The sequence below is a fragment of the Herminiimonas sp. genome, from assembly GCF_030655415.1.
This window is the reverse complement of record NZ_JAURVN010000012.1, coordinates 1-15532: the sequence shown is the minus strand read 5'-3', so window position 1 is coordinate 15532 and position 15532 is coordinate 1. Positions and strand designations below refer to the sequence as shown.

Sequence of the window (15532 nt, the reverse complement as noted above, 5' to 3'; positions counted from 1 at the left end):
ACAGGGTTTCGCCCGTGGTCACTTCCTTCAGGCCCACGCAGGCGGCGATGTCGCCGGCGCGGATTTCGTTGACTTCTTCGCGGTTGTTCGCGTGCATCTGCACGATCCGGCCAATCCGCTCCTTCTTGCCGCGAATCGGGTTGTAGACGCTGTCTCCCTTGCTCAGCACGCCCGAATAGACGCGCACGAAGGTCAGCTGGCCCACGAACGGGTCGGTCATCAGCTTGAACGCCAGCGCCGAGAACTTCTCGCTGTCGTCGGCCTTGCGGGTGACAGGCGCTTCGTCTTCGTCGGTGCCGCCGACCGGCGGGATGTCCGTCGGCGCAGGCATGTATTCGATGACCGCGTCGAGCATGGCCTGCACGCCCTTGTTCTTGAACGCGGAGCCGCACAGCATCGGCTGGATCTCGCCGGCGATCGTGCGCTGGCGGATCGCGGCCTTGATTTCGGTCTCGGTCAGCGCTTCGCCTTCGAGGTACTTGTTCATCAGTTCTTCGCTGGATTCAGCGGCGGCCTCGACCAGCTTTTCGCGGTACTCGGCGCACACGTCGGCCAGGTCGGCCGGAATTTCACCGTACTTGAAGGTCACGCCCTTGTCTTCGTCCCAGATGATCGACTTCATCTTCACGAGGTCGACGATGCCCTGGAAACGGTCTTCGGCACCGATCGGGATCTGGATCACGACCGGGTTGGCCTTCAGGCGGTCCACCATCATCTGTCGCACGCGCAGGAAGTCGGCGCCGGTGCGGTCCATCTTGTTGACGAACGCAAGGCGCGGCACCTTGTACTTGTTGGCCTGGCGCCAGACGGTTTCCGACTGAGGCTGGACGCCACCGACGGCGTCGTACACCATCACGGCACCGTCGAGCACGCGCATCGAACGCTCGACTTCAATGGTGAAGTCCACGTGGCCCGGGGTGTCGATGATGTTGATGCGGTGTTCCGGGAACGTGCCGGCCATGCCCTTCCAGAAGCAGGTGGTCGCAGCGGACGTGATCGTGATGCCACGCTCTTGTTCCTGCTCCATCCAGTCCATGGTGGCCGCGCCATCATGCACTTCGCCAATCTTGTGGTTCACGCCCGTGTAGAACAGGACGCGCTCGGTCGTGGTGGTCTTGCCAGCATCGATGTGAGCGGAGATACCGATATTGCGGTAGCGCTCAATGGGGGTCTTGCGGGCCATAATTAGTCCTAATTCTTTTTAATGAACAAAACCGAGCGCCATTTTTTCCAAAATGTGCCCGGCCTCGAACAAATTACACATGTAGCGCACAACGCCTGCACAGGCAGGCGAGAACACCAATCTATTAGAAGCGGAAGTGCGAGAACGCCTTGTTCGCTTCTGCCATGCGGTGAACTTCATCGCGTTTTTTCATTGCACCGCCGCGGCTTTCCGCAGCTTCGAGCAATTCACCCGCGAGACGTTGTGGCATCGATTTTTCGCTGCGCTTGTTTGCTGCTTCGCGCAACCAACGCATGGACAAAGCCATACGACGGACAGGACGAACTTCAACAGGCACCTGGTAGTTTGCACCACCAACGCGACGGGACTTTACTTCAACCAGTGGTTTGCAGTTCAGGATTGCAGCTGTAAACACTTCCAGTGGATCTTTACCGGATTTGGTTTGGATATGCTCAAACGCACCGTAGATGATGTTTTCTGCGACCGATTTTTTACCGGACAACATCAACACGTTAACGAATTTGGCAACATCAACATTACCGAACTTTGGATCTGGCAGTATGTCCCGCTTGGGAACTTCACGACGACGTGGCATTTCGATTCCTTTCAATCTTCAGTTGAGGCGCAACAACAGGTTTGTCGCACACTCGCGGATAGTCATCATAACTATCCACTTACTCGGCCCATTAGGGACCGACACAATTTCGCGGAGACCGCGAAAATACTTAATTACTTCTTGCCAGCTTTTGCACGCTTGGTACCGTACTTCGAACGCGCTTGCTTACGGTCTTTAACGCCTTGAGTATCCAAAGCACCGCGAACCATGTGATAACGCACACCCGGCAAATCTTTTACACGACCGCCGCGCAACAGCACGACACTATGTTCTTGCAGGTTATGGCCTTCACCGCCGATGTACGAAATTACTTCGAAACCGTTGGTCAAACGCACTTTGGCAACTTTACGCAGAGCCGAGTTAGGCTTCTTTGGAGTTGTGGTGTAAACGCGGGTACATACGCCACGTTTTTGCGGGCTGTTTTCCAGCGCCGGCGATTTGCTCTTGACGCGTGCAGAAACACGCGGCTGGCGAATCAGTTGATTGATGGTTGGCATCGCTCTATATCCAGCTAATACAACATTAATAATACGAACCCGAAAACGGTTGTTCGGGGACTAAAGAATCATTGCGGAAGAAATTAATTCGACGCGCGCCTCGGTTACAGCAGAGATGGAAAAACGCGCAGGAGGATTGCGAAGAAGCAAGACCAAAGAGCGTTTAAGCCCAGCAGAGCTTAAAATCGAGAACTCGCGAGTATAGCCCTCTATACTTTGACAGTCAACAAGTGTATTGGAGGCTGCACTGCGATTTCGTTGCGAAAAGACGGCAATTCGATGGAATGAACCCCACCTACGTCCGGCATTGCAAAAGAAAACTTTACTATCTGACACGACTTATCCCAAAAAGATATCTTTTAAGCAATCAAACCGGCTTTGCATAAATAAAAACGGCACCAGGATTTCTCCTGATGCCGTTGCATGCTTGAACTACAGCTTGAATTACGAAGCGTCGGTATCGCTGTCTGGCACGCTGCTACCGATATCAGCAAACTGCGCTTCCGCTTCGGCTGCGCGGGCAGCTTTTTCGGATTGCAACAACGCTGTACGCTCTTCCGCTTCCCATGATTCTTTTTCTTTGCGTGCACGATGGAACGCGAGGCCGGTACCGGCTGGAATCAAACGACCAACGATGACGTTCTCTTTCAGGCCACGCAAGCCATCGCGTTTGCCCATGATTGCGGCTTCGGTCAAGACACGTGTGGTCTCTTGGAACGATGCAGCCGAGATGAAGGAGTCCGTCGACAACGATGCTTTGGTAATACCGAGCAATACGTTTTCGTATGTTGCAGGGATCTTGCCGAGAGCAACGACGCGGTCGTTTTCGTCCAGCAGTTCCGAACGTTCGACTTGTTCGCCAACGATGTAGTTGGCATCGCCTGGATTAACCACGGCAACACGACGCAACATTTGACGCACAATAACTTCGATGTGCTTGTCATTGATCTTCACGCCTTGCAAGCGATACACGTCTTGAACTTCGTCGACGATGTAACGTGCCAGCGCTTCGATACCCAACAAACGCAGAATGTCTTGTGGATCGGCTGGGCCGTCAACAATCATCTCGCCTTTGTTCACGACTTGGCCGTCATGTACCAAGACTTGTTTGTCTTTGGTGATCAGGAACTCGTGCTTCTCGCCGTCCATGTCTGTGATTTCCAGACGTTGCTTGCCTTTGGTTTCTTTACCGAACGCAACCGTACCAGTGACTTCTGCCAGCATGCCGGCATCTTTCGGCGAACGCGCTTCGAACAACTCGGCAACACGCGGCAGACCACCGGTGATGTCACGTGTTTTTTGCGATTCGGTCGGGATACGTGCCAATACTTCGCCGACGGTAACTTGCTGACCGTCTTTAACAGTAATCAGCGCACCAACCTGGAAGCCGATCGTCACTGCGTGCTCGGTACCAGCGATTTTAACTTCTTCGCCTTGTTCGTTCAACAGTTTGACCTGTGGACGAACAGTTTTGGTAACCGAGCCACGACGTTTCGCATCGATAACAACCAGAGTCGACAGACCGGTCACTTCATCGATTTGACGCGCAACAGTCGAACCTTCTTCGACGTTCTCGAATTTCACCACGCCGGTGTATTCGGTAATGATCGGACGGGTCAATGGATCCCATGTTGCCAATGCTGTACCAGCTTTGATTTGCAGGCCGTCTTTGACGATCAGGGTCGCGCCGTACGGCACTTTATGACGTTCACGTTCACGACCATGGTCATCGGTAATCAGTACTTCACCTGAACGGGAAATGACGATCTGGCCGCCCTTACCGTTGGTGACGTAACGCATTGTCGCTGTGAAGCGAACTGTACCGTTTGACTTGGCTTCCACCGACGAAGCAACTGCTGCACGCGATGCCGCACCACCAATGTGGAAGGTACGCATCGTCAACTGTGTACCTGGCTCACCAATCGATTGCGCAGCGATAACACCAACTGCTTCACCGGCGTTGACCATCGAACCGCGACCCAAGTCACGGCCATAGCACATTGCGCACAGGCCGAAGCGTGTGTCGCAAGTCAGTGGTGTACGTACTTTTACTTCATCGATGCCGAGGCTTTCGATTTCTTCAACCATGTCTTCATCCAGCAATGTGCCAGCTGCATACAGAGTTGCTTGTGTTTCAGGATTGACGATGTCATTCGCTGCAACGCGACCAAGGATACGGTCACGCAACGCTTCGATAACTTCACCACCTTCGACCATTGCCTTCATCGAGGCGCCGTTCGAGGTACCGCAATCATCTTCAATCACGACCAAATCTTGGGTCACGTCAACCAGACGACGTGTCAGGTAACCTGAGTTCGCTGTTTTCAGAGCGGTATCGGCCAAGCCTTTACGTGCACCGTGAGTCGAGATGAAGTACTGCAAAACGTTCAGACCTTCGCGGAAGTTCGCGGTGATCGGCGTTTCGATAATCGAACCATCCGGTTTCGCCATCAGACCACGCATACCGGCCAGCTGACGAATCTGTGCTGCGGAACCGCGCGCACCGGAGTCGGCCATCATGTAAATCGCATTGAACGATTCTTGTGTGGTCTTGGTGCCATCACGTTTGGTGACGTCTTCAACTTTGAGTTGATCCATCATAGCCTTGCCGACGTCGTCACCTGCTTTGCCCCAGATATCAACCACTTTGTTGTAACGTTCGCCAGCGGTAACCAGACCGGACGAATATTGCTGTTCGATCTGTTTAACTTCGCCTTCGGCCGCCGCAATGAGGGAGACTTTTTCTTTCGGCACAAGCATGTCATCGACGCAAATCGAGATACCAGCACGTGTCGCCAAACGGAAGCCCGATTGCAACAATTGATCAGCAAATACAACCGTCGCGCGCAGACCGCACTTACGGAAGGACAAGTTGATCAGGCGTGAAATTTCTTTCTTTTTCAGCGCGCGGTTCAATACTGAGAACGGCAAGCCTTTAGGCAGAATTTCCGACAAGATTGCGCGACCGACTGTAGTTTCGTAACGTGTTACCGTTTTTTCGAATTCGCCGCTTTCGACATTCTTCGGATACTCGGTAATACGCACAGTGATACGTGTTGCCAACTCAACTTCTTTGTTGTCGTAAGCACGGATGACTTCGGACACGTCCGGGAACATCATGCCTTCGCCCTTGGCGTTGATCGCTTCGCGAGTCGCGTAGTACAGACCCAACACGATATCTTGCGAAGGAACGATCGATGGTTCGCCATTTGATGGGAACAAGATGTTGTTCGAAGACAGCATCAAGGTGCGTGCTTCCATCTGTGCTTCGATCGACAATGGAACGTGAACCGCCATTTGATCGCCGTCAAAGTCGGCGTTAAATGCAGCACAGACCAATGGGTGCAATTGAATTGCCTTGCCTTCGATCAGGACAGGTTCAAACGCTTGAATACCAAGACGATGCAGGGTAGGCGCACGGTTCAACATGACCGGATGTTCACGGATCACGTCTTCCAAAATGTCCCACACGACTGGTTCTTGAATCTCAACCAGTTTTTTCGCAGCCTTGATCGTTGTTGCCAGACCCATCAATTCAAGCTTGTTGAAAATGAATGGTTTGAACAATTCCAAAGCCATCAATTTTGGCAAGCCGCATTGATGCAATTTCAGTTGCGGGCCCACGACGATGACGGAACGACCCGAGTAATCGACGCGTTTGCCCAGCAAGTTTTGACGGAAACGACCGCCCTTGCCTTTGATCATTTCTGCCAGCGATTTCAGCGGACGCTTGTTAGCGCCAGTCATCGCTTTACCGCGACGGCCGTTATCCAGCAACGAATCGACCGCTTCTTGCAACATACGTTTTTCGTTACGGGTGATGATTTCCGGCGCGCGGAGTTCCATCAAACGCTTCAAACGGTTGTTACGGTTAATCACGCGACGATACAAATCGTTCAGATCGGAGGTTGCGAAACGGCCACCATCCAGCGGCACCAATGGGCGCAGTTCTGGCGGCAATACTGGCAACACTTCCATGATCATCCAGTCAGGCTTGATGCCTGAACGTTGGAACGCCTCAAGCACTTTCAGACGCTTGGCGTATTTTTTGATCTTGGCTTCTGATTTGGAATCTTTCAATTCCTGACGCAGCATTTCAGCATCGCGATCGATGTCGATGGCGCGCAGCAATTCACGAATACCTTCAGCGCCCATGAATGCGGTGAAGTCGTCGCCGAATTCTTCGTATTTAGCAGCGTAATCATCTTCCGACATGATCTGGCAACGCTTCAACGGCGTCATGCCTGGATCGGTAACAACGTAGGCTTCAAAATACAGAACGCGTTCGATATCCCGCAGAGTCATATCGAGAACCATACCCAAACGGGATGGCAATGATTTCAGGAACCAGATGTGCGCGGTTGGCGATGCCAACTCGATGTGGCCCATGCGTTCACGACGCACTTTTGCCAATGTGACTTCAACGCCGCATTTTTCGCAGATCACACCGCGGTGTTTCAAACGTTTGTATTTACCGCAAAGGCATTCGTAATCTTTGATAGGGCCAAAGATTTTTGCGCAAAACAAGCCGTCGCGTTCAGGCTTGAAAGTACGATAGTTGATGGTTTCCGGCTTTTTTACTTCGCCGTAGGACCACGAACGGATTTTTTCTGGTGACGCCAGACCAATTTTGATCGCGTCGAATTGTTCGTTTTGCTGAACTTGCTTGAATAGATCGAGCAGTGCTTTCATGTATCACTCCAGTTGGCGTGAAAAAACGCTTGATGATGAGAAGGTTGTGCCGGCCCTGCTTTAAACCCTGTTCGCATGGGCGGGAGAGCTGAGCCTGAAGATAAACTTCACGAGCTGAGTTCCGCACATACCGGGACAGACGACACTTCCAGAAACTGCTATTGCCTAGCTATTTTTCTACTACGCTTGCTTCAGTACTAAATTCAGTCAGCAAAGGGAAGAACAGCTTTCACCGTTCTTCCCTAGCTTTACATCAGTCGCGTTCCAGGTCGATGTCGATACCCAGCGAGCGGATTTCTTTAACGAGAACGTTAAAGGATTCCGGCATGCCGGCGTCGATGACGTGGTCGCCTTTGACGAGATTTTCGTACACTTTGGTACGGCCATTTACGTCATCGGACTTGACTGTCAACATCTCTTGCAAGACGTAAGACGCGCCGTATGCTTCCAGTGCCCAGACTTCCATCTCACCAAAACGCTGGCCACCGAACTGAGCTTTACCACCCAGTGGTTGCTGCGTAACCAGCGAGTAAGGACCAGTCGAACGTGCATGCATCTTGTCATCAACCAAGTGATGCAGTTTGAGGTAATGCATGTAACCGACAGTTACTGTGCGCTCAAACGCTTCACCGGTACGACCGTCATACATCGTGACCTGATTCTTGGAAGGAGTCATACCCAATTGCTTGGCGATATGATCCGGATACGCCAAGTCCAGCATGCGACGTGTTTCGCCTTCGTCAGCGCCGTCAAACACTGGCGTTGCGAAAGGAACACCGTTCTTCAGATTGCTCGCCAATTCCAGGACTTCTGCGTCGCTGAAACTATCGAGATCTTCAGTTTTGCCGGACTCGTTGTAGATCGCAGCCAAGAACTTGCGCAGTTCAGCGACTTTAACTTGCGCAGCGAGCATCTCGCCAATACGCAGGCCCAAGCCTTTTGCTGCCCAGCCCAAATGTACTTCCAGAACCTGACCAACGTTCATCCGTGAAGGAACGCCCAGTGGATTCAAAGCGACGTCCGCTGGTGTACCGTCAGCCATGTATGGCATGTCTTCGATAGGCAGAATGCGTGAAACCACACCCTTGTTACCGTGACGACCCGCCATTTTGTCGCCTGGTTGCAGACGACGTTTGACTGCCAGATAAACCTTGACCATCTTCTGTACGCCTGGCGGCAATTCATCGCCTTGCGTCAGTTTCTTGCGTTTTTCTTCAAATGCCAGATCAAACTGGTGACGTTTCTCAGCAATCGATTCTTTGATTGCTTCCAAAGCGTTTGCCGATGCGTCGTCAGAAGGACGAATATCAAACCAGTGGTATTTGTCCAGATCGGCCAAATACTCAGTAGTGATTTTCGCGCCTTTAGCGATTTTCTTAGGACCGCCATTGACAACTTTACCGACCAACATTTTTTCCAAACGTTGGAATGCATCGCCTTCAACGATACGCAACTGATCGTTCAAATCCAAACGATAGCGTTGCAGTTCGTCGTCGATAATCTGTTGTGCACGTTTGTCGCGTGGAATACCTTCGCGAGTAAACACTTGCACGTCGATTACGGTGCCGACCATGCCGGACGGTACGCGCAACGATGTATCTTTTACGTCGGATGCTTTTTCGCCGAAAATCGCGCGCAGCAGTTTTTCTTCCGGTGTCAGTTGGGTTTCGCCTTTAGGCGTTACTTTACCGACCAGTGTGTCGCCAGCGGTCACTTCTGCACCGATGTAGACGATACCGGCATCATCCAGACGCGCCAGTTGGTTTTCAGCCAGGTTCGAGATATCACGAGTGATTTCTTCAGCGCCCAGCTTGGTGTCACGCGCAACAACCGACAACTCTTCGATATGAATCGAGGTGTAACGGTCATCAGCAACAACTTTTTCCGAGATCAGAATCGAATCTTCGAAGTTGTAGCCGTTCCATGGCATAAACGCGATCAACATGTTTTGACCCAGAGCGAGTTCGCCCAAGTCAGTCGATGCGCCGTCGGCGATGACGTCATGTTTAGCAACGCGATCGCCAACTTGCACGATAGGACGTTGGTTAATGTTCGTGTTTTGGTTAGAACGTGTGTACTTGATCAGGTTGTAGATATCTACACCGACTTCACCAGCTTGTGCTTCATCGTCATTGACGCGAATCACAACACGGCCTGCATCGATGTAATCAACTACGCCGCCACGCAATGCTTGTACTGTTGTGCCTGAATCGACTGCAACCGTACGTTCGATACCAGTACCAACCAATGCTTTTTCTGGACGCAAGCAAGGAACTGCTTGACGTTGCATGTTAGCACCCATCAATGCGCGGTTCGCATCATCGTGTTCGAGGAACGGAATCAGCGAAGCAGCAACCGAGACAACCTGGCCTGGCGCAACGTCCATGTATTGAACGCGTTCTGGCGAGACCAGAATCGTTTCGCCCGCTTCACGTGCAGAAACCAATTCATCGGACAGCAAACCTGCTTTGTCGATCGTTGCATTCGCCTGAGCGATGATGTAACGGCCTTCTTCGATCGCGGACAAATAATCGATCTGATCGGTAACTTTGCTGCCTTCGACTTTACGATATGGGGTTTCGAGGAAACCGTATTCGTTCAAGCGAGCATACATAGCCAGCGAGTTGATCAAACCAATGTTCGGACCTTCCGGTGTTTCGATTGGGCAGACGCGACCATAGTGAGTCGGATGTACGTCGCGGACTTCAAAGCCAGCGCGTTCACGTGTCAAACCGCCAGGTCCAAGAGCAGAAATACGACGTTTGTGCGTGATTTCTGACAATGGATTGGTTTGATCCATAAACTGCGACAACTGCGACGAACCGAAGAATTCACGGATCGCAGCCGAGATAGGCTTGGAGTTGATCAAGTCATGCGGCATCAAGTTATCCGCTTCGGCTTGGCCGAGGCGTTCTTTGACAGCACGCTCAACGCGGACCAGTCCAGCACGGAATTGATTTTCAGCGAGTTCGCCGACGCAACGTACGCGACGATTACCCAAGTGATCAATATCATCGACTTCGCCGCGACCATTGCGCAACTCAACCAGAATCTTGATCACAGCCAGCACGTCTTCATTCGACAGTGTCATGGTGCCGGTCAATTCATCGCGACCAATGCGACGGTTGAATTTCATACGGCCGACAGCCGACAAATCGTAACGATCTGCGTTGTAGAACAAACCATTGAACAAGGCTTCAACTGAATCTTCAGTTGGTGGTTCGCCTGGGCGCATCATGCGATAGATCGCAACTTTTGCAGCCATCTGATCGTTGGTGTCATCCATACGCAAGGTTTGCGAGATGTAGCCGCCTTGATCCAAATCGTTGGTGTACAGAGTTTGGATTGCAGTGACGCCACCTTCACGCAAACGCGCCAGCAAATCTTCGGTCAATTCATCGTTGGCGTTGGCAATGACTTCGCCAGTGCTCGCATCAACAATATTTTTCGCCAGAATGCGGCCCAGCAGATAGTCTTCAGGAACCGAAATGTTCTTGATGCCAGCAGCTTCAACGTCACGCACGTGCTTGCTGTTGATACGCTTGTCTTTTGCGATCAATACTTTGCCGGCTTTGTCGGTGATATCGAAACGGGCAACCTCGCCACGCAGATGTTCAGCAACAAATTTCATTTCAGCGCCATCAGCGTGCAGAGTGAAATCATCGAATACAAAGAAGTTTTCGAGGATCTGCTCCGGCGACATGCCGATTGCTTTCAACAGGATCGTGACAGGCATTTTGCGACGACGATCGACGCGGAAGAACAAGATGTCCTTCGGATCGAATTCGTAGTCCAGCCATGAACCGCGGTAAGGAATGATACGTGCAGAGAACAGCAATTTACCTGACGAGTGTGTCTTGCCGCGGTCATGTTCAAAGAACACGCCTGGCGAACGATGCAACTGCGACACGATAACGCGTTCGGTACCGTTGATCACGAAAGAACCGGTAGAAGTCATCAGCGGCAATTCGCCCATGTAGACTTCTTGTTCTTTCATTTCCTTGACGACCGGCTTGGTCGGCGATTCTTTATCCAGAATCACAAGGCGAACTTTTGCACGCAGAGGTGACGCGTACGTCAATCCACGTTGTTGGCATTCTTTGATGTTGAACGGCGGATCGCCGAGTACATACGACAAGAATTCGAGACGCGCAAAACCATTGTGCGAAACGATAGGGAAAATAGACGTGAAGGCGGACTGCAAGCCTTCGTTTTTGCGTTGGGACGGTATTTTGTCTTCTTGCAAAAAGTCATGATAAGACTCGAGCTGGGTCGCCAGCAGGAACGGAACGTTGTGAACGTTAGCGCGTTTCGCGAATGATTTGCGAATGCGCTTTTTCTCAGTAAATGAGTAGTGCATGGACACTCCGTGAGTGACAGGGAAAGGATAGAGAATTCAGGATTCAGGCTGCATTGCCGAGTTGCAACAATTCACAACTCGAAACATTGAAACCTCAAGTCTCTGCCCTTGGGCCGGTCGGCTGAACAACTCACCAGATTACATCAAGTCAATCAAGCTTGCTGACAACCACATTTTTTAAATCCAAAAACGACAAAGGAGCCAAAGCCGAACCGCCCTTTCGGGAGGTTTCGTGCTTTGACTCAGGCGCTGCTAGAAACGACTAACGAGCGCAAGCAAAACTGAATTACTTGATTTCTGCTTTCGCGCCAGCTTCTTCCAGCTTTTTCTTAGCTGCTTCAGCATCTGCTTTCGAAACGCCTTCTTTCAAAGGTTTCGGTGCAGCATCAACCAGATCTTTAGCTTCTTTCAAGCCCAGACCGGTGATTTCACGAACTGCTTTAATCACGCCAACTTTGTTCGCGCCGAAATCAGCCAAGATAACGGTGAATTCAGTTTGTTCTTCAGCTGCAGCTGCACCAGCGCCGCCGCCAGCTGCTGGGGCCGACATTGCAGCAGCGGATACGCCGAATTTTTCTTCGAATGCTTTAACCAAGTCATTCAATTCCAGGACTGTCAGGTTGCCTACGGCTTCCAGGATGTCGTCTTTGCTAATTGCCATTTGAAACTCCTAAATTTTTTTCAATAATTACATCTGATTGGTACTGACGCGAAGCGTCGAAACAAGAGCGCAGGCCGCGTATGCGGCGACCTGTTATTCCGCTGCTGCTTCGGTAACTTCGGCGACTGGTTCTGCTGCAGCTGCAGGCGTTTCGCCTTCAGCTTTTTTAGCAGCAAGAGCAGCCAGACCACGCGTAAAGCTCGCAACCGGAACCAGCATCATGCCCAAAACTTGGGCCAGCAGGACTTCACGGCTAGGAATATTTGCCAATGCAGTAACAGCCGCTTTATCAAGCGTCTTGCCTGCATAGTTACCTGCTTTAACAACCAGTTTGTCGTTGGTTTTAGCAAAGTCACTGATGACTTTAGCTGCAGCAACGGCATCGTCCGAGATCGAATAGATCAACGGGCCGGTCATTTCAGAAGCGAGGTCGGCAAATGCGGTACCTTCGACAGCACGACGAGCGAGTGTGTTTTTCAACACGCGCAAGTAGACGCCTTGGTCCCGCGCTTTGGCGCGCAGTTGTGTCAAGTGACCAACCTGGATGCCACGATATTCGGCCACGACGATAGTCTGCGCAGATGCGATCTTTGCAGAGATTTCGGCGACTACGGCCTTTTTGTCATTCAGATTGAGACTCAAGATCAACCTCCAAAAGTAATGCTCAGCTATTACACAATCATCATTGATTGCTTGCCTTGCATCGGTTCGAACACGGCGTCCGAAGTTAGGAGTTCGTACTGGCTAGCCAGCGAAGAGACTGCAAAACTTGTTCGGGGTCACCATCTGCGTTGGGTATGGCATCGTTGCCGATGCTACATTTAACTTTGCACACTACTTACATGCACGCCGCCCAACGGTCTTTGATTGCCTGAACCTTCTTCTATCCTGCCGAATCCGGTCCAGCCCAAAGATGCGCCCGTCGCCAAATTGGCAGCGGGACTTAATTCAATTTATTACGCAGCCAAACTCGATTGATCGACGCGAACACCAGCGCCCATAGTCGACGACAGCGAAACTTTGCGCAGGTAAACACCTTTGCTGGTTGCTGGCTTGGCTTTTGTCAACGCATCCATCAAAGCCAACAAGTTGGATTTGAGAGCTTCGTCGGAGAACGATTTACGACCGATCGTGGCGTGAATAATGCCAGCCTTGTCAGTACGGTATTGAACTTGACCAGCTTTTGCATTTTTAACTGCGGTAGCGACGTCAGGAGTAACAGTACCAACTTTCGGGTTAGGCATCAGGCCGCGTGGTCCGAGGATTTGACCCAAGGTACCAACGATACGCATGGTGTCTGGCGATGCGATGACGATGTCGAAAGGCATGTTGCCAGCCTTAATCGATTCAGCCAAATCTTCCATACCAACGATGTCAGCACCAGCAGCTTTCGCTTGCTCTGCTTTTTCGCCAGTTGCGAAAACCGCAACGCGGACCGATTTACCGGTACCAGCTGGCAAAACAACAGAACCACGAACTACTTGGTCAGATTTTTTTGCATCAACGCCGAGTTGAACCGAGATATCGATAGACTCGTCGAATTTTGCATTTGCACATTCTTTGATCAAGGCAACTGCATTGTCGAACGGGTACGCTTTGGTACGATCAACTTTTGCCGCGAATGCCTTAGCGCGTTTGGATAACTTAGCCATTACAGACCCTCCACCGTGATGCCCATGGAACGTGCGGAACCGGCGATTGTACGCACGGCAGCATCCATGTCGGCAGCCGTCAAATCCGGCCGTTTGGTTGTTGCGATTTCTTCAGCTTGCGCACGTGTGATCTTGCCGACTTTGTCGGTATGTGGCTTAGGCGAACCTTTAGTGATGTTCGCAGCTTTTTTGATCAGGTACGTTGCTGGCGGCGTCTTCATCACAAAAGTGAAAGACTTGTCCGCGAATGCTGTAATAACAACCGGAATTGGCATACCTGGCTCAACACCTTGAGTCTGCGCGTTGAAAGCCTTACAGAATTCCATGATGTTCAAACCACGTTGACCTAAAGCAGGTCCGATTGGAGGGGATGGGTTTGCTTTACCAGCTGGAACTTGCAGCTTGATAAAACCAATGATTTTCTTTGCCATGATGGCTCCTACATTGATTGAGTGGTAGCGCCTGTTCACTTGCCTTGCGGCGCATTACTGGGGCTCCTCTTTTTACTGCATTGTCAAATCTAGCAATCTTTCGATGTGCCGCGCTTCGACCCGCGCTTGTTCTTTATACTTTTTCGACTTGGCCGAATTCGAGCTCAACTGGCGTAGCGCGACCGAAAATCGTCACAGACACACGCACTTTGGATTTCTCGTAATTGACTTCTTCGACATTGCCGTTGAAATCTGTGAACGGACCATCCTTGATACGAACCAGCTCGCCAACTTCGTACAACACTTTTGGACGTGGCTTTTCGACGCCATCTTGCATTTGCTGCATGATCTTGTCGACTTCGTGCGGCGGAATCGGTGTTGGCTTGTTCGACTTACCGCCGATGAAGCCAGTTACCTTGCTTGTGTTCTTTACCAGATGCCATGTTTCGTCGGTCATTTCCATCTCGACGAGTACATAACCAGGGAAGAAACGGCGTTCGCTGACCGATTTTTGACCGTTTTTAACTTCGATCACTTCTTCGGTAGGCACCAGAATCTGCCCAAACTGATCTTCCATACCGGCACGCATTACGCGCTCGGTTAACGCACGCATCACGCTCTTTTCCATACCGGAATAGGCGTGAACGACGTACCAACGTTTTTTACTTGTAGCAGCAGTCGCAGCGGCAGCGCTAGTTACAGCGCCGTCTTGCGCGTCATCCTGAATATTGTCGCCCATTATCTTTTCCAGCCCAAAATCAGGTCGTACAACACAACTTCGAGTAACTTATCCGTACCGAACAGGAAAAGCGCCATGACCAACACAAAGCCGAAAACTATTGCAGTCATCTGCAATGTTTCCTTGCGGGTTGGCCAAACTACTTTCTTTGTTTCACGAACCGCTTCTTTGGAAAAATTAACAAAGTCGCGACCCGATGCTGACGTCCATGCGATTGCAATAGCAACCAGCAAACCACCAACCAGCGCCGCAGCGCGTACGATTGTTGGCTTGTCCGACAAAACATAAAATCCGACTACGCCTGCGATTGCTACAAGTGCCGCTAAAACGACCTTGATTTTATCGGCTGACGCGCCAACTGTTTGTACGGGTTGATTAGACATACTTTTCTACTTTCGATGCCCTGCACCAGAATCGGTGGCAGGGGCGGAGGGCCTCGAACCCCCAACCTTCGGTTTTGGAGACCGACACTCTGCCAATTGAGCTACGCCCCTACGCTTTAAACACTACCACTGCCTGAAGTACTTACGGCGACCTGATTAAAGGTCGCCGCAAATAGATCAGTTATTACTCAATAATTTTAGCAACAACACCGGCGCCGACGGTACGACCGCCTTCGCGAATCGCGAAGCGCAGACCTTCTTCCATCGCGATCGGGTTGATCAACATCACGGTAATCGAGACGTTGTCGCCTGGCATAA

Annotated in this window: 11 protein-coding genes, 1 tRNA gene and 1 pseudogene; all 13 read right to left on the bottom strand. The window is 51.3% G+C overall.

Annotated features, from left to right (window positions below):
• Positions 1–1183 (bottom strand): elongation factor G (gene fusA / locus Q7T66_RS09155; protein WP_304933032.1); only part of this gene is annotated, 1183 nt, incomplete at its 3' end.
• Positions 1184–1307: 124 nt separating this feature from the next.
• Positions 1308–1778, bottom strand: coding sequence for a 30S ribosomal protein S7 (rpsG, locus tag Q7T66_RS09150; RefSeq protein ID WP_011872532.1), 471 nt, complete (start codon positions 1776–1778; stop codon positions 1308–1310).
• A 134-nt stretch (positions 1779–1912) separates the two neighbouring features.
• Positions 1913–2296 carry a 30S ribosomal protein S12 gene (gene rpsL / locus Q7T66_RS09145; protein WP_011872533.1) on the bottom strand — a complete coding sequence of 128 codons (384 nt, stop codon included), beginning with the start codon at positions 2294–2296 and terminating at the stop codon, positions 1913–1915.
• A 444-nt stretch (positions 2297–2740) separates the two neighbouring features.
• Positions 2741–6988, bottom strand: coding sequence for a DNA-directed RNA polymerase subunit beta' (gene rpoC / locus Q7T66_RS09140; RefSeq protein WP_304933031.1), 4248 nt, complete (start codon positions 6986–6988; stop codon positions 2741–2743).
• A gap of 253 nt (positions 6989–7241) precedes the next feature.
• Positions 7242–11348, bottom strand: coding sequence for a DNA-directed RNA polymerase subunit beta (gene rpoB / locus Q7T66_RS09135; protein ID WP_304933030.1), 4107 nt, complete (start codon positions 11346–11348; stop codon positions 7242–7244).
• Positions 11349–11634: 286 nt separating this feature from the next.
• Positions 11635–12009, bottom strand: coding sequence for a 50S ribosomal protein L7/L12 (gene rplL / locus Q7T66_RS09130; protein ID WP_304933029.1), 375 nt, complete (start codon positions 12007–12009; stop codon positions 11635–11637).
• A gap of 93 nt (positions 12010–12102) precedes the next feature.
• Positions 12103–12651 (bottom strand): 50S ribosomal protein L10, encoded by a 549-nt coding sequence (rplJ, locus tag Q7T66_RS09125; protein WP_304933028.1) that lies wholly within the window; start codon positions 12649–12651, stop codon positions 12103–12105.
• A gap of 314 nt (positions 12652–12965) precedes the next feature.
• Positions 12966–13661: a 50S ribosomal protein L1 gene (gene rplA / locus Q7T66_RS09120; RefSeq protein WP_304933027.1), complete on the bottom strand. Its 696-nt coding sequence runs from the start codon at positions 13659–13661 to the stop codon at positions 12966–12968.
• Positions 13661–14092 (bottom strand): 50S ribosomal protein L11, encoded by a 432-nt coding sequence (gene rplK, locus Q7T66_RS09115; protein WP_112990589.1) that lies wholly within the window; start codon positions 14090–14092, stop codon positions 13661–13663. Before rplK ends, rplA begins: the two co-directional genes overlap by 1 nt.
• Before the next feature lie 133 nt (positions 14093–14225).
• On the bottom strand, positions 14226–14831 hold the full coding sequence (nusG, locus tag Q7T66_RS09110; protein ID WP_304933026.1) for a transcription termination/antitermination protein NusG: 606 nt from the start codon (positions 14829–14831) through the stop codon (positions 14226–14228).
• The gene (gene secE / locus Q7T66_RS09105; protein ID WP_304933025.1) at positions 14831–15214 is read right to left on the bottom strand and encodes a preprotein translocase subunit SecE; all 384 of its coding nucleotides are present in this window, start codon (positions 15212–15214) and stop codon (positions 14831–14833) included. The genes nusG and secE overlap by 1 nt, the downstream gene beginning before the upstream one ends.
• Before the next feature lie 35 nt (positions 15215–15249).
• Positions 15250–15325, bottom strand: a tRNA-Trp gene (locus tag Q7T66_RS09100).
• Positions 15326–15398: 73 nt separating this feature from the next.
• Positions 15399–15532, bottom strand: a pseudogene (gene tuf / locus Q7T66_RS09095) (elongation factor Tu); the annotation flags it as partial.